27 protein-coding genes are annotated in these 25,559 nt (G+C 67.7%); 16 read left to right on the forward strand and 11 right to left on the reverse strand.

Annotated features, from left to right (window positions below; translation table 11 throughout):
* Window positions 1-488 precede the first annotated feature (488 nt).
* Genes CRM90_RS00895 through nhaA form a run of 4 tightly spaced genes read left to right on the forward strand, consistent with a single transcriptional unit; the run spans window position 489 to window position 4,352 of the window.
* Window positions 489-794 (forward strand): hypothetical protein, encoded by a 306-nt coding sequence (locus CRM90_RS00895; protein ID WP_102805131.1) that lies wholly within the window; start codon window positions 489-491, stop codon window positions 792-794.
* Window positions 787-1,431 carry a TrmH family RNA methyltransferase gene (locus CRM90_RS00900; protein ID WP_102805132.1) on the forward strand — a complete coding sequence of 215 codons (645 nt, stop codon included), beginning with the start codon at window positions 787-789 and terminating at the stop codon, window positions 1,429-1,431. The genes CRM90_RS00895 and CRM90_RS00900 overlap by 8 nt, the downstream gene beginning before the upstream one ends.
* Window positions 1,432-1,446: 15 nt before the next feature.
* Entirely contained in the window at window positions 1,447-2,541 is a 1,095-nt protein-coding gene (locus CRM90_RS00905; RefSeq protein ID WP_102805133.1) for a glycoside hydrolase family 76 protein, read from the forward strand.
* Window positions 2,538-4,352, forward strand: a complete 1,815-nt coding sequence (nhaA, locus tag CRM90_RS00910) for a Na+/H+ antiporter NhaA (protein ID WP_102805134.1) — start codon at window positions 2,538-2,540, stop codon at window positions 4,350-4,352. Before CRM90_RS00905 ends, nhaA begins: the two co-directional genes overlap by 4 nt.
* A gap of 12 nt (window positions 4,353-4,364) precedes the next feature.
* Here the strand turns inward: nhaA and CRM90_RS00915 are convergent, their stop codons facing one another.
* The gene (locus CRM90_RS00915) at window positions 4,365-5,264 is read right to left on the reverse strand and encodes an SDR family NAD(P)-dependent oxidoreductase (RefSeq protein ID WP_102805135.1); all 900 of its coding nucleotides are present in this window, start codon (window positions 5,262-5,264) and stop codon (window positions 4,365-4,367) included.
* Between the two features lie 60 nt (window positions 5,265-5,324).
* On the opposite strand from CRM90_RS00915, the gene CRM90_RS00920 reads away from it, so the two are divergent.
* From CRM90_RS00920 to CRM90_RS00945, 6 genes are all read left to right on the forward strand, one after another.
* Complete coding sequence (locus CRM90_RS00920; RefSeq protein WP_102805136.1) at window positions 5,325-5,768, forward strand: nuclear transport factor 2 family protein; 444 nt, start codon at window positions 5,325-5,327, stop codon at window positions 5,766-5,768.
* Between the two features lie 22 nt (window positions 5,769-5,790).
* Window positions 5,791-6,942, forward strand: coding sequence for a sulfotransferase family protein (locus CRM90_RS00925; protein ID WP_102805369.1), 1,152 nt, complete (start codon window positions 5,791-5,793; stop codon window positions 6,940-6,942).
* A complete protein-coding gene (locus CRM90_RS00930) occupies window positions 6,939-8,201 on the forward strand; it encodes a hypothetical protein (RefSeq protein ID WP_102805137.1) in 1,263 nt (420 codons plus the stop codon). Before CRM90_RS00925 ends, CRM90_RS00930 begins: the two co-directional genes overlap by 4 nt.
* Entirely contained in the window at window positions 8,201-9,028 is an 828-nt protein-coding gene (locus CRM90_RS00935; RefSeq protein WP_102805138.1) for an oxidoreductase, read from the forward strand. The genes CRM90_RS00930 and CRM90_RS00935 overlap by 1 nt, the downstream gene beginning before the upstream one ends.
* An 86-nt stretch (window positions 9,029-9,114) precedes the next feature.
* Window positions 9,115-10,275 (forward strand): XdhC family protein, encoded by a 1,161-nt coding sequence (locus CRM90_RS00940; protein ID WP_102805139.1) that lies wholly within the window; start codon window positions 9,115-9,117, stop codon window positions 10,273-10,275.
* A gap of 118 nt (window positions 10,276-10,393) precedes the next feature.
* Entirely contained in the window at window positions 10,394-11,098 is a 705-nt protein-coding gene (locus CRM90_RS00945; RefSeq protein WP_102805140.1) for an SRPBCC family protein, read from the forward strand.
* A gap of 7 nt (window positions 11,099-11,105) precedes the next feature.
* Here CRM90_RS00945 and CRM90_RS00950 read toward each other — a convergent pair whose 3' ends face one another.
* Together CRM90_RS00950 and CRM90_RS00955 are read right to left on the reverse strand one after the other, a co-directional pair.
* Window positions 11,106-11,354: a hypothetical protein gene (locus CRM90_RS00950; RefSeq protein ID WP_102805141.1), complete on the reverse strand. Its 249-nt coding sequence runs from the start codon at window positions 11,352-11,354 to the stop codon at window positions 11,106-11,108.
* Window positions 11,355-11,492: 138 nt separating this feature from the next.
* Window positions 11,493-12,149: a VTT domain-containing protein gene (locus CRM90_RS00955; RefSeq protein ID WP_102805370.1), complete on the reverse strand. Its 657-nt coding sequence runs from the start codon at window positions 12,147-12,149 to the stop codon at window positions 11,493-11,495.
* 135 nt (window positions 12,150-12,284) lie between these two features.
* Between CRM90_RS00955 and fbaA the strand changes: the two genes are divergently transcribed.
* A complete protein-coding gene (fbaA, locus tag CRM90_RS00960; RefSeq protein WP_102805142.1) occupies window positions 12,285-13,322 on the forward strand; it encodes a class II fructose-bisphosphate aldolase in 1,038 nt (345 codons plus the stop codon).
* Window positions 13,323-13,409: 87 nt separating this feature from the next.
* Here the strand turns inward: fbaA and CRM90_RS00965 are convergent, their stop codons facing one another.
* Entirely contained in the window at window positions 13,410-14,141 is a 732-nt protein-coding gene (locus CRM90_RS00965) for an Rv0361 family membrane protein (protein WP_102805143.1), read from the reverse strand.
* 92 nt (window positions 14,142-14,233) lie between these two features.
* Between CRM90_RS00965 and CRM90_RS00970 the strand changes: the two genes are divergently transcribed.
* Window positions 14,234-14,650 carry a DUF3151 domain-containing protein gene (locus CRM90_RS00970; protein WP_102805144.1) on the forward strand — a complete coding sequence of 139 codons (417 nt, stop codon included), beginning with the start codon at window positions 14,234-14,236 and terminating at the stop codon, window positions 14,648-14,650.
* On the opposite strand, the gene CRM90_RS30445 is transcribed toward CRM90_RS00970, so the two are convergent.
* From CRM90_RS30445 to CRM90_RS00995, 5 genes are all read right to left on the reverse strand, one after another.
* The gene (locus CRM90_RS30445; RefSeq protein ID WP_102805145.1) at window positions 14,647-14,892 is read right to left on the reverse strand and encodes a hypothetical protein; all 246 of its coding nucleotides are present in this window, start codon (window positions 14,890-14,892) and stop codon (window positions 14,647-14,649) included. The two genes, CRM90_RS00970 and CRM90_RS30445, sit on opposite strands and share 4 nt — an antisense overlap.
* The gene (locus tag CRM90_RS00980; protein WP_102805146.1) at window positions 14,825-16,417 is read right to left on the reverse strand and encodes an FUSC family protein; all 1,593 of its coding nucleotides are present in this window, start codon (window positions 16,415-16,417) and stop codon (window positions 14,825-14,827) included. The genes CRM90_RS30445 and CRM90_RS00980 overlap by 68 nt, the downstream gene beginning before the upstream one ends.
* 5 nt (window positions 16,418-16,422) lie before the next feature.
* Entirely contained in the window at window positions 16,423-17,319 is an 897-nt protein-coding gene (locus tag CRM90_RS00985; RefSeq protein ID WP_102805147.1) for a cation diffusion facilitator family transporter, read from the reverse strand.
* 210 nt (window positions 17,320-17,529) lie between these two features.
* Window positions 17,530-18,309, reverse strand: a complete 780-nt coding sequence (locus tag CRM90_RS00990) for a site-2 protease family protein (RefSeq protein ID WP_102805148.1) — start codon at window positions 18,307-18,309, stop codon at window positions 17,530-17,532.
* 38 nt (window positions 18,310-18,347) lie between these two features.
* The gene (locus tag CRM90_RS00995; RefSeq protein ID WP_102805371.1) at window positions 18,348-18,956 is read right to left on the reverse strand and encodes a peptidase M50; all 609 of its coding nucleotides are present in this window, start codon (window positions 18,954-18,956) and stop codon (window positions 18,348-18,350) included.
* Between the two features lie 69 nt (window positions 18,957-19,025).
* Between CRM90_RS00995 and CRM90_RS01000 the strand changes: the two genes are divergently transcribed.
* The 3 genes from CRM90_RS01000 to CRM90_RS01010 are packed head-to-tail and all read left to right on the forward strand — an operon-like array spanning window position 19,026 to window position 21,680.
* Window positions 19,026-20,321, forward strand: a complete 1,296-nt coding sequence (locus CRM90_RS01000) for an adenylosuccinate synthase (RefSeq protein ID WP_083118023.1) — start codon at window positions 19,026-19,028, stop codon at window positions 20,319-20,321.
* Window positions 20,318-20,956: a PaaI family thioesterase gene (locus tag CRM90_RS01005; RefSeq protein WP_102805149.1), complete on the forward strand. Its 639-nt coding sequence runs from the start codon at window positions 20,318-20,320 to the stop codon at window positions 20,954-20,956. Before CRM90_RS01000 ends, CRM90_RS01005 begins: the two co-directional genes overlap by 4 nt.
* A gap of 19 nt (window positions 20,957-20,975) precedes the next feature.
* Window positions 20,976-21,680 (forward strand): hypothetical protein, encoded by a 705-nt coding sequence (locus tag CRM90_RS01010; protein ID WP_233209103.1) that lies wholly within the window; start codon window positions 20,976-20,978, stop codon window positions 21,678-21,680.
* Here CRM90_RS01010 and CRM90_RS01015 read toward each other — a convergent pair.
* Window positions 21,647-22,852: a cytochrome P450 gene (locus CRM90_RS01015; protein WP_102805150.1), complete on the reverse strand. Its 1,206-nt coding sequence runs from the start codon at window positions 22,850-22,852 to the stop codon at window positions 21,647-21,649. The genes CRM90_RS01010 and CRM90_RS01015 overlap by 34 nt on opposite strands.
* 9 nt (window positions 22,853-22,861) lie before the next feature.
* Entirely contained in the window at window positions 22,862-24,961 is a 2,100-nt protein-coding gene (locus tag CRM90_RS01020; protein ID WP_102805151.1) for an MMPL family transporter, read from the reverse strand.
* A gap of 59 nt (window positions 24,962-25,020) precedes the next feature.
* Here CRM90_RS01020 and CRM90_RS01025 point away from each other — a divergent pair, with 59 nt between their 5' ends.
* Window positions 25,021-25,494 (forward strand): MarR family winged helix-turn-helix transcriptional regulator, encoded by a 474-nt coding sequence (locus tag CRM90_RS01025; RefSeq protein ID WP_102805152.1) that lies wholly within the window; start codon window positions 25,021-25,023, stop codon window positions 25,492-25,494.
* Window positions 25,495-25,559 lie beyond the last annotated feature (65 nt).

The raw sequence follows: 25,559 nt of genomic DNA on the forward strand, positions 1-25,559 counted from the left end.
TGCCAAGACTCCAGCTGTTAGCAGGAAAAGCGCTGGTTACCGGGGGGTAGCCGACGAAATCCGCAGTGAACTCCGGCCGACAGAGCGGCTTGCGTGAACACCTGTGCGCACAGAATTCCTGGTCAAGGGCGGCGCACCTGCTGAGGGAGCTGGAGACCCTAGACTCCATATCGGCTGAGACCGATCTGTTATTACCGGTGCCGTAGCGGGCGCATGGTATGTGCCGAGCGTGATCTAGGGGGCAGAAAGGGTGCTGGGTGACCTGTATCGCACCTCTGTTGCCGCCCCCTGGCACCGCCGCGCCGCGACGGAAAATCACCGCCCTCGGCACGCCAATACCGGCTGCTCTCAGTCCGCTCTGCGCAACCGCATGCGCAGATTCCCCCAGCAAATCGACCTATAGTGCCGCGCAGGCAAAGATCGGTGAGTCGCCGGCACTGCTGGGCCGGAGCGTCAGAGTTGCTGAATTTCGCTGGAACGGTGAATTCGTGCTCTCCGACATCGACATCCTCATCGACGCCGCACCCGGCACGGTGCCTGATCTCGGGGGGCCGGCGGGGTCCGCACCGCGCGTGAAGCCCGACGACATCCGCGTCGGCCTCATTGGCACGCCGGCGCATCCGGTGGAGACCGCCGGGCAGCGACGACTCACGAAGACGGCGAGCCTAGGTGCGGTGAACGAACCCGGCGCGGCCTATGGTGCTTCCGTGCTGATCCGGCCGAACGACGCCCTGCTGAATGCGACCGAGTCGGTGATCGGCGCCCACGCCGCGGTCTGGGTCAGTCGTGACTGACGCCGGTCCCACCGAATGGAGCACCGGGGCCCCTGGCGTCGGCCCCTGGGTGGGCGACCTGCCCGACGATCCCCGCTACGACCCGGACTTGTTGCGCCAGGGCGACACTCGCAACGTCGTCGACGCATACCGGTACTGGACGCGGGAAGCGATCATCGCCGACATCGATCGGCGCAGACACGCCTTGCACATCGCGATCGAGAATTTCGGCAACGACGCCAACATCGGCGCGGTGGTCCGCACCGCCAACGCATTCGCTGTCGACACCGTGCACATCGTCGGCAGGCGGCGGTGGAATCGCCGCGGCGCCATGGTCACCGACCGCTACCAACGGCTGGCCCATCACGAGAACACCGAGGACCTGCTGGCCTTCGCCGCCGGTGCCGGACTGACCGTTGTCGCTGTCGACAACGTCCCGGGCGCGGTGCCGCTGGAAACCACCGTGCTGCCCCGGGATTGCGTGCTGGTCTTCGGGCAGGAGGGGCCGGGCATCTCCGAGGCTGCCCAGACCGGCGCGGCGGTCACCGTCTCGATCGCCCAATTCGGGTCGACACGCAGCGTCAACGCCGCCGTCGCCGCCGGCATCGCGATGCACGCCTGGATCAGGCAATGGGCCGACCTTGCGCAGGCCTGGTAGGGCAGGATTGACGGCATGGACCAGCTGTGGGCGAACCGCGCTGCCAGCGCCGAAACAGCCGTCGCGACGCGGCACCTGCGCCGGCTCTGGGGGCTGCCCGGAACGCAACTCGGCGTCGTGGCGTGGCCGTCCGCCCGCCGGGACCGGCTGTTCGGGACATGGCATTACTGGTGGCAGGCGCACCTGCTCGACTGTCTGGTCGATGCGCAGTTGCGTGACCCGCAGCCGCACCGGCTCGGCGAGATCAAGCGGCAGATTCGCGGGCACCGGCTGCGCAACAACGGACGTTGGACCAACAGTTACTACGACGACATGGCCTGGCTGGCCCTTGCGCTCGAACGCGCCGACCGGGTGGCCGGCATAGGACGGCCACGGGCGCTGAAAACGTTATGCGACCAGTTCATCAGCTCCTGGGTACCTGAAGACGGCGGCGGAATCCCTTGGCGCAAGCAGGATCAGTTCTTCAACGCACCCGCCAACGGCCCGGCCGGGATCTTCCTGAGTCGCTATGACGACCGGCTGCGCCGGGCCCAGCAGATGGCCGACTGGATCGACGAGACCTTGATCGACCCCGAGACCCACCTGGTGTTCGACGGCATCAAGGCCGGGTCGCTGGTCCGCGCCCAGTACACCTACTGCCAGGGCGTGGTGCTGGGATTGGAGGCCGAGCTCGCCGCGCGCACGCACGACGACCGGCACGCGGATCGGGTGCGCCGACTGGTCGCGGCGATCGGTGAACACATGGCGCCCGACGGAATCCTGAACGGGGCCGGCGGCGGCGACGGGGGCCTGTTCGCCGGGATCACCGCCCGCTACCTTGCGCTCACCGCGACGATCCTGCCCGGCGACGCGGCGGCGGACACCCGCGAGAGCGCTCGCGCTGTCGTGCTGGCGTCGGCGCAGGCGGCGTGGGACAACCGCCAAAACGTCGACGGGTTGCCGTTGTTCGGCCCCTCCTGGGGCAGCATCGCCGAGATCCCCACCGCCGGTGGCGGACAGGCACAGTTCGTCGAGGGCGCGGTGAACTCGTCGCAGACACCCGAACGTGATCTGTCGGTGCAGCTGTCGGGTTGGATGTTGATGGAGGCGGCGCATACGGTGACAGCGTGAGAGGGAGCCGGTTGGGTCGCGACCCGACAGCGAAGCGCTTTGGCGAGAACGCCGCCGCGGCCCTACTGCTGACATTCACCCTCGCGGCCATCCTGTGGGCGAATTCGCCCTGGGCGCACACCTATTCCGAGTTCTGGGAAACGCATGTCGGCCTGAGCTTCGGAAACATGCATGGCGAGTTGACGGTCAAGGAACTCGTCAACGACGCATTGATGGCGTTCTTCTTCTTCATCGTCGGACTGGAGGTCAAGGCCCAGTTCACCATCGGCGAACTGACCGAGCGTTCCCGCGCCCTGGTACCCGTGGTCGCCGCGATCGCCGGGCTGACGATGCCCGCGGTGATCTTCCTGCTGTTCAACCCCTCCGGTCAGGACGCCAGCGCCTGGGGTGTGGTCATCTCCACCGACACCGCGTTCCTGGTCGGGGCGCTGGCCATCATCGCGCCCCAGTATCCGGCGCGGCTGCGGACGTTCCTGCTGACGTTGGCCGTCGTCGATGACGTGGGCGCACTGGCCGCCATCGCGCTGTTCTATTCCGAACAGATCCGCGTCGGTCCGCTGGTGGTCGCCGTGGTGCTCGTCGGTGCGCTGATCGGCGTGCGCTACCTGCCGGCCGCTCTGCGCGGGGTGTCGTATTCGATTCTCGCCGTTGCCCTATGGCTGGCACTCTTCGCCGGCGGAGTGCACCCCACCCTCGCCGGTGTGCTGGTGGCCTTGGTGATCCCGGTGTTCACACCCGAGCGCCAGCGAGTGGAGGCGGCCGTCGACGTGATCCGGGCGTTCCGCCAGTCACCGAACTCGGAGTACGCCCGCGCCGCCACCCGGAGCCTGCGCGACTCGATCTCGATCAACGAGCGGCTGGTGACGGGGTTCGGGCCCTACGTCTCGTTCGGGGTGCTGCCGTTGTTCGCGTTGGCCAACGCCGGCGTGCGGCTGGACACCGACACCGTGCTGGCGGCCGTCCGCTCACCACTGACCTGGGGTGTGGTGGCCGGCCTGGTGCTCGGCAAGCTGATCGGCATCACCGGCGCGACCTGGATCGTGCAGCGCACCGGGCTCGGCAGGCTGTCGCCGGGCTTGACGTTGCGGCGCGTCGCCGGCGGTGCGGCACTGTCCGGTATCGGCTTCACCATCTCGCTGTTCATCGTCGACCTGGCGATCCCCGATCCGCGTTCGGCAGACCTGGCCCGCGTCGGTGTACTGGCGGCATCGGTGATCGCATTCACGTTGGGGTGGGCCGTCTTCCGGCTCACCGACAAGCTCAGCCCGCCGGTCCCGGTCGGCCACAAGCTGGTCCGCGACGTCGACCCGGAACGCGACCACATCCGCGGGCGGGTCGACGCGCCGCTGACCCTGGTGGAATACGGCGATTTCGAGTGCCCGTTCTGCAGCCGTGCCACCGGATCGATCGACGAAGTCCGCGAGTACTTCGGCGACCGATTGCGTTACGTGTGGCGACACCTGCCACTGGAGCGGGTGCATCCGCGCGCCATCGACGCCGCCCGGGCCAGCGAGGCCGCAGCCCTGCAGGGCAAGTTCTTCGACTTGGCGGCGCAGATGTTCGAGTTCCAGGATTACCTGGAATGGCAACACATCTACCGCTACGCCGACCAAGTCGGTTGTGACATAGAACAATTCGATGATGATCTGCATTCATCACGGGTGCTGCACCGGGTCGACGACGACGCTCAGGACGCCGAGCTGATGGACCTCAACGCGACACCGACGTTCTTCGTCAACGGCGTTCGGCACAAGGGCCCATGGGATGCGGCCAGCCTGATCCGCGCGTTGGAGGCCGGGCGGCCGAGCTGAACGACCTGATCTCTAGACCGGAATCGTTGTGCCGGTTTCCTTTTCGGCGAACTGCACCACTCGGGCCGCCGCGTCGTAGTCACACGCCTTGGGGGAGCGGCCGATCAGCGCCGGCTCGCCGCGCAATCCCAGCCGGGCGCTGGCCCCGACGTAGCTGCCCGGGGGGATCGGCTCGCTGATGCAGTACAGGGTCGGTGCCGCGCCCTGGTCGATGTCGTTGCCGAACCGGTCGGCCACCCCTTTGGCCACCGTGTGCGCCAACGACATCAACGGCGAATCGGACGTCTGCGTCAGGTTGGAGGCCACCCAGCCGGGATGCACCAGTTGGGTGACGACGCCGGAGTTGGCGGCGCGCAGCCGCCGGTCGAGTTCCAGGCCCCACAACATCATGACCAGCTTGGAATGGGTGTAGGCGCTCATCGACGTCCACTTGGTGTGGCGCAGATGCATGTCGTCGAGGCGGAGCGTCGCCTGGCGGTGACCGTCGGAGGAGACGTTGATGATCTGCGACCGCACCCTGGCGAACAGCAGGTTCGTCAGCGCGAACGGGCCGAGCACGTTGGTGCCCAAGGTGGTCTCGAAACCGTCGACGGTTTCGTGGCGCTTGTCGGTCAGTGCGCCTGCGTTGTTGATGAGGATGTCGACGTCGCCGTCGAGCCGGTCGCTGAAGCCGCGGACCGATCCGAGATCGGCCAGGTTCAGCTCGATCACCTCCGTGGACCCGGTGATCTCGGCGGCGCGCTGCTCGCCGAGGGTGGTGTTGCGGACAGCCATGATCACGTGGGCGCCCGCGCGGGCCAGGGCTCGCGTGGTGCCCAGGCCAACGCCGTTGGTCGCGCCTGTCACGATGATCCGCTTACCGGTGAGATTGCCGAGCCGGGCCGGCGACCACTGAGTCACGCGGGCGAGCATAGCGGCAATTCTGGACAAACAAGCCCATCTAAGCAATTGCTCTGCGATCATCGGCTGGACATGAGTGACAGTGCGCAAGCGATCACCAACCTCATCTACGTCTATGCCGAACTGATCGACGCCGGCGACCTCGACGGCGTCGCCGACCTGTTCGCGCACGGACGCATCTGCGGTGTGGAGAACGGGCCACCCGAGACGGTCTTCGAGGGCCGGGACCGGGTGCGCGGCATGTACGAGATGGCCACCCGCCTCTACGAGGACGGGACCCCGAAGACCAAGCACAACACCAGCAATGTGCAGCTGTACATCGACGACGAGGCCGGCACCGCCCGCAGTAGGTCCTACTACTGCGTCACCCAGGCCACGCCGGAGCTGCCATTGCAGGCCATCGTCACGGGGCACTATCACGACACCTTCCACCGCATCGACGGCCAGTGGTGGTTCGACTCGCGCACCATGTTCGTCGACCAAGTCGGCGACGTGAGCCAGCACCTGAAGTTCTGAGCCGGTGGCCGGCACCTTTGCGATGGCGGCCGTCCTGGCCGACGCGCAGCGCAAGGAAGGGCGCAGCGACTGGGGGCCCGGGGACTTCGAGGAACCTCTGGGCGTCCTGCTCGACGACTACCCCGGCGCGGGGCTCAATGCGATCGGTGAGCACATTCTGCGATCCGGCATCGTGCACAGCCTCCGCATGCGGCTGCGGACCCAGGCGTGGATCGAGCGGCATCCTGAGATCCTCGACGAGCAGATCGAGGCGCCGATCGTCGTCGTCGGGATGATGCGCAGCGGGACCACGCTGCTGCAGCGTCTGCTCGCCGCCGACACCCGGCTGCACTGTGCCCGCGGCTGGGAGGTGGTCGAGGCCGCGCCGAAACTCGACCACGATTTCGCCGGTACCGACCCGCGCATCGCAATCAGTGAAGTGCGGGAGAGCAAGTCCCGAGAGCTGGCGCCCGAACTGTTCGCCATCCATCCGATGTATGCCAGGGAGGCCGAGGAGGAGATCGTCTTCCTGGCCGATGCGTTCCTGTCGCATGTTCCGGAGTCCGGCGCCAACCTGCCCACCTACCGATCCTGGCTCAACACCCAGGATTTCGCGCCGGCCTACCGTTATCTGCACCGTATGTTGCGATTCCTGCAGTGGCAGCAGCGCCGCCGGGGGATCACCGCCGGTCGCTGGGTGCTGAAATCGCCTGCCCATCTGGGGTACCTCGACGCGCTGCGCGACGAATTCCCGGGCGTACACATCGTCCACATGCATCGCGATCCGCGTACCACTGTCGCCTCCGGCGCCAGTCTCAACGCGACCCTGCACGCCATGCACGCCGACGAGGTCGACCCGCGGCGGGTGGGTGCGCAGTGGCTGGAGCGGATGGGCTGGACCAATGACCGCGCAATGGCCGTGCGGGACAGTTGGTCCGACGAGTCGGTGCGGGTCAGCGACATCCAGTACGAAGATGCGGTCGCCGACCCGATCGGTGAGGTGCGCCGAGTGTACGACGCCGTCGGGCTGGAGCTGACCGACACCGCGGCCGCCGCGATGTCCGGCTGGCTGGCCAACCGGCCGCGCGAGGTTCCGCGCCCACCGTACGACCTTGGTGCCTACGGTCTCAGTGGCGGGCAGGTTGATGAACGTTTCTCGTTGTACAACAAGCGTTTTCGAAAGGACGATCAATGAGTGCCGACGACCCGGTCGCGACACCGTCACAGCACGAGCAGGAGCTGGCCGCGCTCGAGCTGACCGAACACCCGACCGTCAAAGAGGCCTACCGGACGGTCGCGGAGAACTGGCTGAGCCGCGCCAAAGCCTCCGACGCCATGCGGGAGCGGTTCGACGTGGCGTTCGCCGAGGTGATGTTCTCGGCGGCGGTGTGGTCGTCCAACCAGGACAAGCTGCGGCCGAAGGTCAGCTGCATCACCCGGCTGGCGCACCCGGTCGGCGATCGGCAGATCCCCGGATCACGTTGGGGCATCGACAATCCGGACACCGTGTACCGGGTCATCCCGATCTCGGGGGATGAGCGCTACGAGATCCGCGGACGCGTCGGCGAACACCGGATGACCGAGAATTACTTCACGCTGTGGGACGCCAACATGGGCACCGTGGCTGTGCTCAACGGCAAGACCATGGACGTCGACAGCGACGGCAGCTACACGATCACCGTGGACTCCGAGCCTGCCAACGGTCGGCGCAACCACGTACAGACCACGTCCGAAGCGCACGAGTTCTACATCCGCGATGTGCTTTTGGACTGGGCCAGTGACGATCCCAACCACATCACCGTCGAACGTCTCGGTGGCGCGCCCCGCACACCGGCCCGCACCGTCGACGAACAAGCCGAGGCGACCGCGGCGATGATGGCGTATTTCGCGAACTTCACCGGCAAGCTCAGCCACGGCATCTACAAGATGCCGGCCAACCACTTCAACCTGGCCTGGTCGGCGGACAAAGTGGGCGCGATGAAGAACCAGGTGTATGTGATGGGCCGGTTCGACCTCGGTCCCGGGGAGACCTTCGTGGTCAACGTCAACGACGGTGGCGCCGAGTACTTCACGGTTCCGTTGAGCAACATCTGGGGCACCACGCTCAACATCGTCGACGCCACCGGCAGCCTGAACAAGGCGCAGTCGGTGCCCGACGCCGACGGCAGCTACACCTACGTGATCTCCCCGGTCGATCCCGGCGTGGCCAACTGGATCGACTCCGACGGCCTGCGGGAAGGTGTCCTCACGCTGCGGATGGCGGAGTTCGCCGAGGGCGGGCCGACACCCGATCTCGGTGCCACCGGTCGCGTCGTCCCGCTCGACCGGCTCGACGACGAGGTCCCCGGTCTCGCCCGCGTCACCGCCGAACAGCGGGCCGAACAATTGGCGTCGCGGCGGCAGGCCTATCTGCGCCGGCTACCCGAAGGCACGCCCAACGAGAGGACCAACTGATGGCTCGCTGGCTGGTCACCGGCTGCTCCACCGGTTTCGGGCGCGAAATCGCCCGTGCCGCACTGCAAGACGGCCACCAGGTGCTCGTCACCGCCCGCCGCGCGGACGCCGTCACCGATCTGGTGGACGAGTTTCCTGACCTCGCGGTGGCCGCCGCGCTCGACGTGACGGACGCCGATCAGATCGCGGCCGCGGTACGCGCCGCCGACGATGCCTTCGGTGGCGTCGACGTTCTGGTCAACAACGCCGGACACGGCTACCTGTCGGCGGTCGAGGAAGGCGAAGACGCCGAGGTCCGAAAGTTGTTCGACGTCAACTACTTCGGGTCCGTCGACATGGTGAAGGCGGTGCTTCCCGCCATGCGGGCCCGCGGTTCGGGGCACATCGTGAACATCTCCTCGATGACCGGTTTGGTGGCCAACCCGCCCAATGCGTACTACTCGTCGACAAAGTTCGCACTCGAGGCCGTCAGCGAGGCGCTGTCCGCCGAGGTGGCGCCCCTGGGCATCAAGGTGACACTGATCGAGCCGGGGGCGTTCCGGACCGATTGGGCATCGCGCTCGATGAAGGAATCCGGCGCGCCGATCACCGAATACTCCGACGTGGCCGCGCGCAAGGATCTGATCAAGCAATTCGCCGATCATCTGCCCGGCGATCCGCGCAAGGTCGCCGAAGCCGTTTTGATGGTGACCAAGCTGGACGAGCCGCCGCTGCGACTGCTGCTCGGACGAGATGTCCTCAAGGCGATGCGGGACAAGATCGCTGCTCTGTCGGCATCGATCGATCAGTGGGAAGCGGTCACCAAGGACGTCAACTTCCCCAGCTAGCGGTTAAGTGAGGGGCAAACCCCCGCTACGCCATTGCTTGTCATGATTGCGCGCCGGTGACCGCGATTCGGCTTACGTTTGATCTCGTGCAGGACGTTCTTGCCGAGCTTGCGGCGATCTGGCGGACCGGCGAGACCGCCGGGCTGGCCACCGTCGTGCGTACGTTCTCCTCGGCGCCTCGAGCGCCCGGTGCGGCGATGGTGGTGGCCCCCGACGGAGCCGTCAGCGGTTCGGTGTCGGGCGGGTGTGTCGAAGGCGCGATCTACGACTCGGCCACCGACGTCCTCGCCAGCGGAGCGCCCCGATTGGAGCGGTACGGGGTCAGTGACGACGACGCTTTTGCCATCGGCCTGACCTGCGGCGGCACGCTCGACGTCTTCATCGAGCCCATCTCGCGCAGCACATTTCCGCACCTGGACCGCGTGCTCGACGCCATCGCCGAGCATCGACCGGTGGCGGTCGCCACCGTGATCGCCCACCCCGACCGTGAGTGGCTGGGGCGGCGGCTTGTCGTCGAACCGGAAAGTGCCGCTGGCACTGTGGGTTCGGCCCGCGCCGACGCCGCAGTGACCGACGATACGCGGGGCCTGCTGGCCGCCGGCCGCAGCGAGGTGCTCAGCTACGGTCCGGACGGGCAGCGCCGGGGAGAGGGCATGGAGGTGTTCGTCGCCTGCCACGCCCCGCGCCCCCGGCTGTTGGTGTTCGGCGCCATCGACTTCGCCGCCGCCGTGGCCCAGCAGGGCGCATTCCTCGGCTATCGGGTGACGGTCTGCGACGCCCGCGGGGTGTTCGCCACGCCTGCCCGGTTCCATACCGCGCACGAGGTGGTCGTCGATTGGCCGCACCGATATCTGGCCGCCCAGACGGAGGCCGGGGCGATCGACTCCCGCACGGTGATCTGTGTGCTCACCCATGACGCCAAGTTCGACGTGCCGCTGCTCGAGGTGGCCCTGCGGCTCGACGTCGGCTACGTCGGCGCGATGGGATCGCGGCGCACGCACGAGGACCGGCTGGCCCGGCTGCGCGAGGCGGGCCTGACCGATGCGGAGCTGAGCAGGCTTGCCAGCCCGATCGGACTGGACCTCGGCGCCCGCACTCCGGAGGAGACCGCGGTGTCGATCGCCGCCGAGATCATCGCTCGCCGATGGGGTGGCGGGGGGCGTCCGCTGTCGGAGACCGACGGCCGGATTCATCACGACGACGAGCGCGACAGTGCCTCGGTGGCAGCAGAATTGAGCAATATCTGAGTCGCTGGCGGCGCTGCTCTATCACATCAGGGGTCGGTGCAGCGGACCACCTTGAGGGGCTGGCAGGCTGGTGCGCAACGAGTTCCGTACCGCACTCGCCACCGGATGAGGAGAGCCCATGAAGATCGACAACGAGTTCACCGTCAGCGTCCCGATCGCGCAGGCTTGGGCAGTCCTCAGCGATATGGAGCAGGTGGTCCCGTTGATGCCGGGTGCGCAGCTCACCGGCCAGGAGGGTGACGACTACCTGGGCAAGGTCAAGGTCAAGGTCGGACCGGTCACCAGTGAGTTCAGCGGCAAGGCGCACTTCGTGGAGCGCGACGAGACCCAGCACCGCGCCGTCGTCGACGGGCGCGGCAAGGAGGCTCGCGGCACCGGCAACGCGGCGGCCGTCGTCGTCCTGCAGCTGCACGAGGCGGGCGATCACACCCGGGTCAGCGTCGAGACCGACCTGAAGATCGTCGGCAAGCTGGCCCAGTTCGGCAGCAGCATGCTGCAGCAGGTGTCCGAGAAGCTGCTCGGACAGTTCGTCGACTCGCTGGAAGCCAAGCTGGCCGAGGGCGCGGACGTACCGGAGATCCCCGAGAGCGCTGTCGAAGCCGCCCTGGACACCCCGGCCACGCCCGGTGCCGCAGGGCTGGGCACCGCGGCGGCGACGGCCGCGCCGCGGGTCGCGCCCGCGGCCACCCCCGCTCGGGAACCGGAACCGATCGATCTGCTGGCGCTGGCCGGCGGCACGTCGATGACGAAGTACGTGGCAGCCGGCGTCGCCGCGCTGGTGCTGCTGATCCTGATCGCGGTCGTCAGCCGACGCCGCGGGTGACTGTCAGTTACGGGACGGCTTTGTCCTGTGGTGCGGCGACCATGAGCGGGCCGCTCATCGACCCGTCGACGGCCGACTTGAAGTCGCCCTGAGTCCCGTCGGAGTCGATCGCCGCGCCGCCGGCACCGCTGTCGCCGTCCTGTACGGCAAACGTTGTGGTGGGGCTGCCGGCCGACGCGACGCCGATCCCGCCGAAGAGTGTGGCAAGGCCGATGCCCGCCGAAGCTAGGAGTCCACTGAGGATGATCTTGACCATTTGCTGTGACCTTTCACGCGATCAGCGCAAACTAGCCGCCGATGCTGTGAGGATCGCTGTGCGCTAGCTGCCAAACGGCTGGGTCACCTGCGGGTGTGCCGGTCAGAACGGTCCCGCATGCAAAGCAGCGGGCAACTTTTACGCCCCGGAAACGGGATCGGCAGCATCCCTGGAGGCTTTGCGGCGCTTGTACCACTCCCAGATCATCGGGGTGATCGACGCGACCGCGATGAGGATGAAGATCGGTTCCAGCAGCTTCTGGATGATCTCGAACTGCCCAAGCCCGTAGCCCAGCAGCGTGAGGCCGACACCCCAGAGCACCGCGCCGATGACGTTGTAGAGCGTGAAGACCGTGTACTTCATCTTCGCCGCGCCTGCGGTGATCGGGGCCAGGGTGCGCACGATCGGGACGAAGCGAGCCAGCACGATCGCGAACGGTCCGCGCTGCTCGAAGAAGAGGTGCGCTTCGTCGAGGTAGCGCTGCTTGAGGATGCGCGCGTTCGGTTTGAACATGGCGGTGCCCAAGAAGCGGCCGACAACGTAACCGACCTGGCCGCCGAGTACGGCGGCGATCGGGATGAACACCAGCAGCTGCCACAGCTGGAAGTTGGCGTCGACGTCGGCGCCCTGTGCGGCGGTTCCGGCGGCAAGCATGCCCGCCACGAACAGCAGGGTGTCGCCGGGCAGCACGGGGAAGAGCACGCCGGACTCGATGAAGACGACGACCAGGATGCCGACCAGAGCCCAGGTGCCGAACTGCTCGATCAGCTTCAGCGGGTCGAGGAAGTCGGGCATGAGCGCCAGGGTGGTGGTGGTCACGAGGCCCAAGGGTACCGGTGACCGTCGAGCCGTCACTGTCAGCGACCTGTGCCAGTCGATCGGCTTCTTGTCATACTGACCTCGTCAGCCGGACAGTCGGAAGGAAGTGCCATGCCCATCGCCACGCCCGAGGTCTATGCCGAGATGCTGGGCCGCGCCAAGGAGCACTCGTTCGCGTTCCCGGCAATTAATTGCGTGGGTTCGGAGAGCATCAACGCGGCCATCAAGGGCTTCGCCGACGCCGGCAGTGACGGGATCATCCAATTCTCCACCGGCGGAGCTGAATTCGGGTCCGGTCTCGGTGTCAAGGACATGGTCACCGGCGCGGTTGCCCTCGCTGAGTTCGCCCACGTCGTCGCCGCGAAGTACCCGATCACGGTCGCGTTGCACACCGACCACTGCCCCAAGGACAAGCTCGACGGCCTGGTCCGTCCGCTGCTCGCGATCTCCGCAGAGCGCGTCAGCAAGGGGCAGAACCCGCTGTTCCAGTCGCACATGTGGGACGGCTCGGCGGTCCCGATCGACGAGAACCTGTCGATCGCGCAGGAACTGCTCAAGCAGGCCGCCGCCGCCAAGATCATCCTCGAGATCGAGATCGGTGTGGTCGGCGGTGAAGAGGACGGCGTCGAGGCGGAGATCAACGAGAAGCTGTACACCTCGCCGGAGGACTTTGAGAAGACCATCGATGCGCTCGGCGCCGGTGAACTGGGCAAGTACCTGCTGGCCGCGACGTTCGGCAATGTCCACGGCGTGTACAAGCCGGGCAATGTGGTGCTCAAGCCCGAGGTGTTGGCCGAGGGCCAGCGGGTGGCATCGGCCAAGCTCGGCCTGCCCGAGGGGTCCAAGCCGTTCGACTTCGTCTTCCACGGCGGTTCGGGTTCGTTGAAGTCCGAGATCGAGGATTCGCTGAAGTACGGCGTGGTGAAGATGAACGTCGACACCGACACCCAGTACGCCTTCACCCGCCCGCTGGCCGCGCACATGTTCACCAACTACGACGGGGTGCTCAAGATCGACGGCGAGGTGGGCAATAAGAAGGTCTACGACCCGCGCAGCTACCTCAAGAAGGCCGAGGCCTCGATGGCCGAGCGCGTTGTCGAAGCGTGCAACGACCTGCACAGCGCAGGCCGCTCCGTGTCGGCCGGCTAGCTGTACTGACCTGCCCGCGAGATCGACGTCAGGGTTGTGGATCAGCCCGATTCCCGGCCCTGGTGTCGATCTCGCGGGCTGTCGGGCTCAGGAGGCCTGGCAGATCTTCCACTGGTGGTCGCGGAACTGCAGGTCGAAACTGCGGGTCGACCGCATCGACGGGTCGAACGCCATGAACGACGTCACGTTGGCCTCGGCGTGGTCGCCGTTGACGACGATCTCGTCGATGCTGGCCACCACCGGGTACTGCCGGGCCGCGGCCACCCGCGCGTGGGTGTCCGACCAGGCTGCGTCGTCGTACTTGACGTAGCTGTCCCTGGTCTGGCCGCAGGTCATACCGCGCAGGGCGACCAGGTCGCCGTTCTGCACGGCGGTGTCGAAATTCTGGATGGTCGCGCGGACCATGTCCTCTTGCGACGCCTTCGCCGAGTCGTTGCGGGTGAGCAGGACGGTGACGAGCACGGCGATCGCCGCCAGCGCGGCGATCACCGCGATCACCGCGATCACGAAAGCCCAGCTGCGCCTGCGGGTAGCCGGCGGGCGCGGCGGGATGGCCTGCGGGCCCGTCCGGGGCGGTCCCGACGCCGGGAAGACCTCGGTTGGCGTGGAGAAGATCTCGGTTTCCGGGTCGGGCTCACGATGGATGATCTGCGTCGACCCCGCATCGAATCCCGGTGCGGTGAAACGGCGTTCGGCCGGTGGCTCGGTGGCGCCGAACACCTCGGTGGCCGGGTCGGTCTCCTGAGGAGCCTGCTCGTCGCCGGCGGGCGCGACGGGTCCGGTGACCTCGTCGTGGTCGGGCCCAGATGGGTTCGACATGGGGTGCTGCCGTCCTCCTGAAGTACTGGTGCTTCTGACCCTAACCGTTGGGTCCGGCCATCGGCGGGCGGCGGCACCGGCACAATAGGGCAATGACATCGTTTGGTGACCTTCTGGGCCCCGAGCCCGTGCTGCTGCCTGGGGATATCGAGGCCGAAGCGGAACTGCTGGCCGGGGAGAAGGCGGCCATTGTCGCCGCGGCGCATCCGACCGCGTCGGTGGCGTGGGCGACCCTGGCCGAGGAAGCGCTGGCCGATGACAAGGCGATCACCGCCTACGCCTACGCCAGGACGGGCTACCACCGGGGGCTGGACCAGTTGCGCCGCAACGGCTGGAAGGGTTTCGGTCCCGTCCCGTATCGCCACGAGCCGAACCGCGGCTTCCTGCGCTGCGTTGCGGCGCTGGCCCGGGCCGCCGACGCCATCGGGGAGACCGACGAGTTCGCCCGGTGCCTGGACCTGCTCGACGACTGCGATCCCGTGGCCCGCGTCGAGCTGGCCTTGGCTTAGTTGTGGGCCAGCGACCTGCGCAGTTCGGTGACCTCGTCCGCCAGGAACGGCAGGGGGTCGCCGTGCTCGGGCGCCGCAGCGCCGGTGCGCACCGCGGTTGCGAGCGCCGTCAGCGCCTCGACGTGCGGCTGCGCTGATCGGCCGCCGAACAGCGCGCGGCCGAACTTGACGCCGTCAGCGCGGTGCTCGATGGTCCAGCAGGCCGCGATCGTGCGGTAGGCCAGCTGCTCGGTCGCGGTCACCGCAGGCAACAACTGCTCGGCGGCTTCCCGCTGCCGTATCGACCCGGCCATCGCGGCCTCGTCGGATTCCATCAGCGTGATCGCAGCGATCTGCAGGTCCCGTCGAGCCGCCCGTGCCGCCAGCCCGACGGTAGTCCCCGGCGGCGACGTAGGGGAGCACCTGCGCGGCGGCGTCGAGGGTGCGCGCTATCGCGTCGGTCAGCCGGGTGGACTCCTGCCAGCGGACAGCCACCAGGTAGACGGCCAGTCCGATCGCGCAGCCGATGAGCGTGTCGACGCCGCGCGCCAGCAGAAGGTGCCCGACGTCGACCGTATGCGTGCCCGACGAGATGGTCAGCGCTGCAGTGGTGATGAAAACCGTTGCCAGCGCGTAATTTCGGACCACCAGAACCTCGATGACGAAGTTCAGCAGCGCCAGCAGTAGCACCAGCCACAGATCGTGCGGGTGTAGCGACATGATCAACGCGGCCAGCGCGAGGCCAACCCAGGTGCCCAGCAGCCGCTCGCCACCGCGGCGCAGCGTGCGGCTGCGATCGGTGCCCTGGTGCAGCACCAGCACCGCGGCGGCCATCGCCCAGTAGGCGTGATCGACACCCAGGGCCATCGCCGCCGCACCGGACAGCAGAGCGCCGACTGCGACGCGCTGCATGATGTGGCGGACCGGCGATCCCGGGCTGATCGCGCGACGGAGCACGGTGAGCACGGGCGGACTGCCCAGCGGTATCCGGCCGGCGTCGCGGGTGGCGACGTCCTCCGGCGGCGACTGCAGCGTGCCGAGTCGGCGGGCCAGCGCGGCGGTCTCCGGATCTGGGGCGGCGCCCTGCGCGGCGGCGGTGACGGCCGTCGTGAACAACACATGCACCGAGTGGTTGGCGGCGCGCAGCAGGTGCAGGATACTGCTCGGGCTGGCTTGCAGCGGTTGGTAATTCACCAGCACGCTCCACGAGCGGTGCAGTGCGGCGGCCGCACGGTGGCGGGCGGCGCGTTCCCTGGGCGAGTTCGCGGCCTCGATGTAGTCGGCGACCGCCTCGGCGGCGGCTGCGACCGCGGCTCGCTCCGGCTTGCGGAAATGGACGAGCGCCCCGGCCATCTGAACCAGCCACGCCACCGCACCCCCGGCGAGCACCAGCAACCCCAGCGTCCAGGGCGCCAAATGGGCTGCGGAGGCACCGATTCCGGCGGCGCAGGCGACGACGAAGATGTACGCCCCGGGCGGTCCGATCGCCAGTGCGTTGCACAGCCACACCGCCGCAACGGCGACCAGTGACACCATCAGCACCCCGAGCCAGGGCACCTGCGCGGACCACCCGCCCAGGGCAACAGCCACGGCCAGCGACACCGAGACAGTCGCCAGCTCGATACCGCGGTTGGCGTAGGGCCGGTCGCCGCCGAATCGGGACGTGAACGCGCCGAGGGTGGCGATCAGTCCGGAGCCCATGACCCCGGCGGCCCATCCCGCGGTGACAGGAATGGCGGTGCTGATCGCCGCGCGCAGCCCGATGGGCCAGCGCGGCGGGGTGTTCAACTAACTCACCAGTCGGTCTGGCCGGGGCAGTCGTCGGCGCATCCGGGTGGCTCCACCTGCACCGTCGCGTGTTCGAGGCCGCGGGCGGAGAGCACCGCCCTGGCGTCATCGAGCACGCGGTCGGAATCTCCGGTGCTGGTCAGGTGCGCGGTCACCATGTCCTTGCCCGGCACCAGGGTCCACACGTGCAGATCGTGCACCTCGGTGACGCCGTCGACGGCGGCCAGTGCGGCGCGCAGTTCGTCGACGTCGATGTGGGCGGGCGACGATTCGGACAGGATCCGCAGTGCGGCCCGGGCCAGTCCGATCGCCCTGGGTAGCACCCAGATCGCGACGAACACTGCGACCACCACGTCGGCGTAGGGCCAGTGCGTCGTCACGTTCACGATGCCGGCGATCAGCACGCCGATGCTGCCTACGGTGTCGGCCACCACCTCCATGTAGGCGCCCTTGACGGCCAGACTCTCCTGGGATTGCGAGCGCAGCAGCAGCACGACGGCCAGGTTGGCGACCAGACCGGCGATGGCGACCACGATCATCGGGAAGCCGGGGATCTCGGGTGCGTTGCCCAGCCGGTCGATCGCCTCGTAGAGGATGAATGCCGCGACACCGAGCAGCAGCACGGCGTTGGTGACGGCGGTGAACACCTCGGCCCGGTGCCAGCCGTAGGTACGGGCCGCCGAGGCCGGTCCGTGCCGCGCCAGCAGCACGGCGGTCAGTCCCATGAACATGGCGACCAGGTCGGTCAGCATGTGTCCGGCGTCGGCCAGCAGCGCGATCGAATTGATCATCAACGCGGTGGTCAGCTCGATCGCGAAGAACACGGTCAGGATGCCCGCGGCGATCAGCATCCGGCTCACCCGCGCGTCACCGCCGTGGCTGTGGTCGTGTCCGGCTCCCATGCCAGAAATATATGCATAGAAGCGCATATGTCGCAAGCGTCGCAATTCCGAGTGAGTCATGCCTCGCAACTGACGCCTCGGGAAATTTCTTGCCAAGTCGCTGCCGAGCGGTCGTTTCCCTGGATAAATTGAGGGTGCCAATCCGGGGGATGGACCGAGCCGGGGGGCAACGACGGAGGGGATCGCTGCCCCCCGTCTTGGTGCCTGAGATCAGACCCAGGCAGACCAGAACCGGGTCAGCTGTGACCCGATAGCCGCCAGACCGCCGGGCACTCCGGACAGGTCGAAGAACCAGAACACCACCGAGAAGAACCATCGATTCGCGGCCGGGGCCAGCAGCAGAACCAGCAGGAACAAGAACCCGAACTGCTTGGCCGGGGCCACCGCGCGTTGCGTTTCGGGGCTCAGGTGCGGCTCGAGCGCGCCGTAACCGTCCAGGCCCGGGATCGGCAGCAGGTTCAACAGCAATGCGGTGATCTGCAGGAAGCCCAGAAACGCCACCGCCGACCAGAACACGCCGTGGGCCGGGTCGTAGAACATTCGGGTGGCCGCCAGCAGCACGACGGCCAGTAGCAGATTGGCTGCGGGTCCGGCCAGGCTGACCAGGGTGCGCTGCCGTGGCGTCATGAAGAAGGTGCGGACGTAGACCGCGCCGCCCGGCAGTCCGATGCCGCCGAGCGCGATGAACAGCAGCGGAAGAGCCAGCGACAGCAGCGGGCTGGTGTACTTCAACGGGTTGAGGGTGAGGTAGCCGCGGATCGCGACGTCATGGTCGCCGAAGCGCCAGGCCGTGTAGGCGTGGCCGAATTCATGCAGGCACAGCGACACCACCCAGCCGGCGATGACGAAGATGAACACCCCGACGTAGGCCAGCGGCCGCACGGTTTCGGCGGCCAGCCAGGCCAGCACCCCGCCGGCAACCGTGATCGCGACGATCACCAGGAAGACGGGACTGGGCCGCACCGATTGGCGCAGCGGTCGAACGCTCACCTCACGAAACTACCGGAGACACCGCCGCGACCTGGTCCTCACGAGACGCGCAGCCACCCCGTGGTGTGCCGGTAGAAGGCCGAGCGTTTCACCTCTCTCGGCATCAACGACCCGTCGCGAACCACCCGGGCGCCGGTGGTGCCGAGTTGGACGGCGCGTCCGGTCAGCCAGCGCCGCGGACGCATCCGGCCGGTCAGCACCGCCGCCCGCAGCCCGGGCATCACGGCCATCGGCTCGACCCGCACCGCGGTCACCTCGCCGTCGAAGAGCACCTGGTCGTCGACGACGGCTTCGCCCCGGATCACCTGCCCCTCGCCGGGCGGCAGCCAGTACGCGGCGTCCGCCAACGCTGTGCCGGTCTCGTCACGGATCAGCGGAATGCGTTGTGCGACACCGGTCAATGCGCGCCGGGTGCCGCGCCACCGCGATACCGTGGCGACCTCCACGTCGAGGCGGTCGAGGCGCATCAGCCGGGTCAGCACCACCGCCAGGTCGGCCGTCGAGCCCACCACGATCACCCTCGACGCCCCCGCGACGGCGGCGTCGATTCCGGCCGGATCGTCGCCGTCATGGTGGTTCAGGGACGCCAGCACGCGGGGCAGCCGGCGGCCCCCGAAACGCAACACGGTGATCGTGGTGTTGGTCAACGACACTCCTCGTGCTGCGCTCCGATAGGGTAGGTCACCGGCTGCACCACAATAAGCAGGAGAAATACCATGCCGGCAATCGTCCTCATCGGCGCCCAGTGGGGTGACGAGGGCAAAGGAAAAGCCACCGATCTGCTCGGTGGACGCGTGCAGTGGGTGGTGCGCTACCAAGGCGGTAACAACGCCGGCCACACCGTCGTACTGCCGACAGGCGAAAACTTCGCCTTGCACCTCATCCCGTCGGGCATCCTCACCCCCGGCGTCACCAACGTCATCGGCAACGGTGTGGTCGTCGACCCGGGCGTGCTGCTGGGCGAGCTCGCCGGGCTCGAGGATCGTGGCGTCGACACCTCAGGCCTGCTGATCTCGGCGGACGCGCATCTGCTGATGCCGTATCACGTGGCGATCGACAAGGTCACCGAGCGCTACATGGGCAGCAAGAAGATCGGCACCACGGGCCGAGGCATCGGGCCCTGCTATCAGGACAAGATCGCCCGGATGGGGATCCGCGTCGCCGACGTTCTGGACCGCGACCTGCTGGCCGCCAAGATCGAGGCCTCCCTCGAGCTCAAGAACCAGGTGCTGGTCAAGATCTACAACCGTAAGGCGCTCGACGCCGAGGAGGTGCTCGAGACGCTGCTGGCCCAGGCCGACGGCTTCAAGCACCGCATCGCCGACACCCGCCTGCAGCTCAACACCGCGCTGGAGTCCGGCGAGACGGTGCTGTTGGAGGGCTCCCAGGGCACGCTGCTCGACGTCGACCACGGCACCTACCCGTACGTCACGTCGTCGAACCCCACCGCAGGCGGCGCCGCCGTCGGGTCCGGCATCGGCCCCACCCGGATCACCACCGTGCTCGGGATCCTGAAGGCCTACACCACCCGGGTCGGATCGGGGCCGTTCCCCACCGAGCTGTTCGACGAGAACGGCGCATATCTGTCCAAGACCGGCGGCGAGGTCGGCGTCACCACCGGCCGGGCGCGCCGCTGCGGCTGGTTCGACGCGGTGATCGCCCGCTACGCCACCCGGGTCAACGGCATCACCGACTACTTCCTGACCAAGCTTGACGTGTTGTCCAGCCTGGAGACGGTGCCGATCTGCGTTGGCTACACCGTCGATGGCAAGCGCACCGACGAGATGCCGATGACCCAAAGTGACATCGCCCGCGCCGAACCGGTCTACGAGGAGCTGCCCGGCTGGTGGGAGGACATCTCCGGCGCCCGCGAATTCGACGACCTGCCTGCCAAGGCGCGGGACTACGTGCTGCGTCTGGAAGAGCTTGCCGGGGCCTACGTTTCGTGCATCGGGGTGGGACCGGGACGGGACCAGACGATCGTGCGCCGCGACGTGCTGGCTCCCCGATGACCGACCGAGACGAATACGAACTCGACCCCGACTACTACAAGCACGGCGGCTTCCCGAAATTCGAAGTCGCCCGGCCCGGTGAAGGCTTCGGCAGGTTCCTGACCGCGATGCGGCGGGCGCAGGACCTGGCGGTCTCTGCCGACCCGGACCCGGACACCTGGACCGCGGCCGCCGACCTTGCCGATCAGCTGGTTGCGCTACTCGGACCGTTCGAAGCAGCCGAAGGGGTCGGACCGGCCAACCGGGTGCCCAGCCTGCCTGGTGCGGGCAGCCTGCTGATGCCCCCGTATCGGGTCACCCAATTCGATTCTGAGGCAGTCGAATTGACTGTCCGGTTCAGCCGGTTTCACGTCGGTGGCAACTACGCCGTGCACGGCGGCGTGCTGCCGTTGACGTTCGACTCGGTGTTCGGGATGGTCATTCACGCCACCGGCCGCCCGATCAGCCGCACCGCGTTCCTGCATGTCGACTACCGCAACGTCACCCCGATCGACACCGAGCTCACGGTGCGCGGCTGGCTCCGGGAAGCCGAGGGGCGCAAGGCCTTCGTCAACGCCGAGATGAGAGATCCGGACGGCACACTCTGCGCGGAAGCGCACGGATTGATGGTGCGTCTGCTGCCCGGCCAGCCCTGACGTCTGTCACGATAATCGTGTGGCCGGCTCCAACATTGACACCAAGCGCTCGTCAACCCTGAAAAGCCTGACCACGCCGCGGGCTGCCGCGGCGGCCGGGGTCGCGTTCGCGTTGTTGTTCGGCGCCAACCTGATCCTGATCCGCTCGTCGCTACCCGAGGGGGCGCAGCCCGGGTCGCAGTGGCTGGACGCCGCCAGCGGCAAGATGAAGATCGCTGCGGTTCTGATGCCATTCGCGGGGATCAGCTTCCTGTGGTTCATCGGCGTCGTGCGCGACGGCCTTGGCCGGCTCGAAGACCGGTTCTTCGGCACGGTGTTCCTCGGCAGCGGACTGCTGTTCCTGGCCATGATGTTCGTGACGAGCGCGATCGGAGCGGGTCTGGCGGCGGGCAACAGTGCGCTCGGCCACGATCTGCTCGGCAACAGCGAGGTGGCGCTGTTCGGGCAGATGGTGGTGCTGACCCTGTCGAAGACCTATGCGCTGCGGATGGCCGCGGTGTTCATGATCTCGCTGGCGACGATCTGGTTGCGCACCCGCCTGATGCCGCGGTGGCTGGTGTATGTCAGCTATCTGCTCGCGGCGGCGTTGTTGATCGCCAGTGATGTCAGCATGTGGCTCACCTTGAGCTTCCCGATCTGGGTGCTGGTGGTGAGTCTTCTGTTGCTCGCCCGCGCGGGCGTATTCGAGGATCACCAGGCGACTGCCAACGACCGCAATCCGTAGATGAAGTGGAACGGCCTGAACTCGACGTCGTCGAACGGCTCGGCGCATGCCAGTGCCGGGAAGCGGCGCAGCAGCGCCGGGAACGCGATGCGCATCTCCATCCGAGCCAGCGGCGCGCCGAGACAATGGTGCACCCCATGACCGAATGCCAAGTGGCTCACGATGTCTCGTCTGATGTCCAATACGTCTGGATCGTCGACGAAGGCTGCGTCCCGGTTGCCGGACGCCAATGACGCCAGCACCAGGCTGCCGGCCGGGATCGCAACGCCGGCGACCTCGGTGTCAGTGGTGGCCAGGCGGGGGATACTGCTGTGCACGATCGACAGCCAGCGCAGCAGCTCCTCGACGGCGGGGGCGACCGCATCCGGATTGTCCCGGACGGCGGCGAGCTGATCGGGGTGGCGCAACAGCGCCAGGGTGCCCAATCCCAGCATGTTCGACGTGGTCTCGTGGCCGGCGAGCAGCAGCAGGCCGGCGATGCCGATCAGCTCGTTGTCGCTGAGCTCGGCGCCGTGGTCGCGCACCAGCATGCCGAGCATGTCGTCGCGGGGTGTGCGCCGGGCCGCGGCCACCAGCGTGCCCATGTACTCGCGGCCTTGGCGCGCCAACTCCAGGCGTTCGGGAATCGGAAGGGACAAGTCAAGCTGACGGGCGCTGCGCCGCTGGAAATCGTCCCGGTTGCCATACGGCACGCCGAGCAGCTCGCAGATGACCAGCGACGGGATCGGCAGCGCGAACTCGGCCACCAGATCGGCTGGCGCACCGGCAGTCTCGAGCGCATCCAGTCGTGATTCGACGATCTCGACGATGCGCGGTTCGAGCGCTTTCATCCGGCGCACGGTGAACTCGCCGGTCAGCATCCGACGCAGCCGGGTGTGCTCGGGTGGGTCGAGGCCGAGCAGGTTGCCGGCGCGGGCGTTGGCCTGCTCATCCTCTGGCAGCTGCGGTGCACCGGGCAACACGAAGCCGGGCGGCCGTCCGTTGGCGAAGTGCTCGTGATCGGACAGCACCGCCCGGACGTCGTCATAGCGGGTGATCAGGTACACCTGCATTCCGAACGCGTTGACGGCGGTGACCACTCCGCTGCCGTCACGGATATCGCGCAATTCCGGGGTGGGATCGAACCCGTTGCGCCGCATATGCAGTGGTGGCAGTGCGGCGGCAGATGTCATGCCACGACGTTACGCGCGTTCGGCGGGTTCGATCTCCGCGCGAGAGAACGCCGGCCACCAGATCGCCGGGCCGATCAGGGTGAACAGCGCCGGGATCACCACCGTACGAACCACGAAGGTGTCCAGCAGGATGCCAAGGCCGACGATGATCCCCAGCTGCGTGAGCACGATCAGCGGCAGCACGCCCAGCACGGTGAACACCGCCGCCAGCACGATGCCGGCGCTGGTGATGACCGCGCCCGTCGCCGAGACCGCCCGCACGATCCCACCGCGGGTGCCGTGCTGCGGGGTTTCCTCGCGGGCACGGGTGACCAGGAAGATCGTGTAGTCCACGCCGAGGGCGACCAGGAACAGGAACGCGAACAGGGGGGTGGTGTTGTCCAGCGCGGGAAAGCCGAGCAGGTGCACGCTGACCCAGCCGCCCAGACCGAGCGCGGCCATGGTGGACAGCACGGTGGCGGCGACCAGAATCAGCGGCGCCAGTGCCGCTCGCAGCAGGATGTACAGCACCGCGAGAACGACGATCAGGATCGCCGGGATCACCACCCACCGGTCGTGGACCGCCGCGTTCTTGGCGTCCAATGCCTGCGCATCCGATCCACCCACCAGCGCCCCGGGATCAGCTCGGTGGACTGAATTACGAAGGGCAGCAATGGTATCGAATGATGCATCGGAGGCAGGCTCGGCCGCGAGCACGACCTGCCATTGACTGAGGCCGCTGGCTGAGTTGCCCGCCGGATTGACCGAGATGACGCCCGGTGTGCTCCGGATGGCCTCCTCGAGCGCGGCGCCCGCGTCGCTGCGACCTATGACCCGCGTCGGGTCGGTCAAGCCGCTGGGGAAGTGCGCCGACAGTGTCCGGTATCCGGCCACCGAGTCGGCGCTGACCCGGAACTGGTCGATCTGGTTGAGGCCCACCGGGGTGGCCAGCAAGCCGGTCGCCAGCACGATCAGCACAGCCGTGGAGGCGACGGTGACCCGACCGGCATGGTTGGACACCCAGTCCGCGACCCGGTGCCAGGCGCCGGTGGCGGTGATCTGTTCGCCGCCGGTGCGAGGGATGAACGGCCAGAACAGCTTCGGGCCGCACAGTGCCAGCAGCGGCGGCAGCATCAGCAGCACGAACACGGCTGCGACCACCAGACCGGAGGCGGCCTGCACTCCGAGGCTGCGGGTGCTCGGTGACGACGCGAACAACAGGGTCAGCAGGGCCAGCACCACCGTGGCATTGCTGGCTGCGATCGCGGGGCCGGCGAACCGGACCGCGGTGCGCAGCGCCGCTCGATGGTCTTCTGTCGAACGCAATTCCTCCCGATAGCGCGAAATCAACAGCAGCGCATAGTTCGTCCCGGCACCGAACACCAACACGCTGGTGATGCCCGAGGTCGACCCGTCGGCGGTCATCCCGGTGCCTTCGGCGATCGCCGACCCCAGCACCGCGGCCACCCGGTCGGCGAACGCGATGACGAGAAGAGGCACCAGCCACAGCACCGGCGATCGGTAGGTGATGATCAGCAGCAGCGCGACCACCGCACCGGTGACGGCCAGCAGGGTGATGTTCGCGCCGGAGAACGCATTCGCGATGTCGGCGCCGAATGCCGGTCCGCCGGTGACGTTGGTCGTCAGGTCGCCGGGCAGCCCCGACTTGGCCGCCTCTCGCAGCGATTTGACTTCGTCGTTGAGCGCGAAGCCGGACAGCGTGGAGTCAATCGGCACCGGCGCGAGGGCGGCCTTGCCGTCCTCGGATGCGGTGACCGGAATCGGGGGACCGCCCGTGCCGGTTGCGGCGACCATCCGTCCGCGGGCCGCGTCAGCGGCGGCCAGGTCGGCAGGGGTGAGCGCCTCGCCGTCGGTGCGCGTGACGACGAGGATCACCGGCGCCGCCCCACCCCCGGGGAACTCCTTGAGCAAGGCAGCGGCCTTCGCGGATTCCGCGCTGGGAGGAAGTGCCACCGGTGACTGATCGGCCGACGAGCCTTGCCCGAGGACGCCCATCAGTCCGCCGCCGATCACCGCGATGATCAGCGCCAACAGCCAGGAAAATCGCTTGCTGACAAGCTCGCCGACGCGGTCCCAGACGGGTCGCCGGCCCTCGAGTCCTCGGTGCATGACACCAACATAGCTTCATTTTCTTAACATTTCATCTACTTAACAGATACTCTGGTGGCATGGATCCCTCCGGCCGGCCCGCCCTGGAGGCCGCCGTGGTCGCCGACGTCCAGGCGCTGTCGGCCGAATCGGATCAGATCGGCCGGGCATTCGCCGGTACCCACCAGTTGTCCGCCAACGATTTCCGCGCATTGGTGCATGTGATGGTGGCCGAGAACGCCGGCACGCCACTGACCGCGGGGGAGTTGCGCGCCCGGATGGGACTCTCGGGTGCGGCGATCACCTACCTGGTCGAGCGGATGATCGAGTCCGGGCACCTTCGGCGCGACTCCGACCCGACGGACCGGCGCAAGGTGCTTCTTCGCTACGCCGACCACGGCATCGAGGTGGGCCGGGCGTTCTTCACGCCGCTGGCCACCCACACCCACCGCGCCCTGGACGAGATACCCGACTCTGATCTCGAAGCGGCCCATCGAGTGTTCACCGCGGTACTGGCGGCGATGTCGGACTTCCGCGCAGATCTGAATTCATAGCCGGTCCACCTGGCGGCCGCGTCATTTTTGCCGACTTTGCTGCGGCCCATGGTGAAGTAGGCAAA

Origin of the sequence: Mycobacterium sp. ENV421, from assembly GCF_002887815.1 — a bacterium.
Lineage (GTDB): Bacteria > Actinomycetota > Actinomycetes > Mycobacteriales > Mycobacteriaceae > Mycobacterium.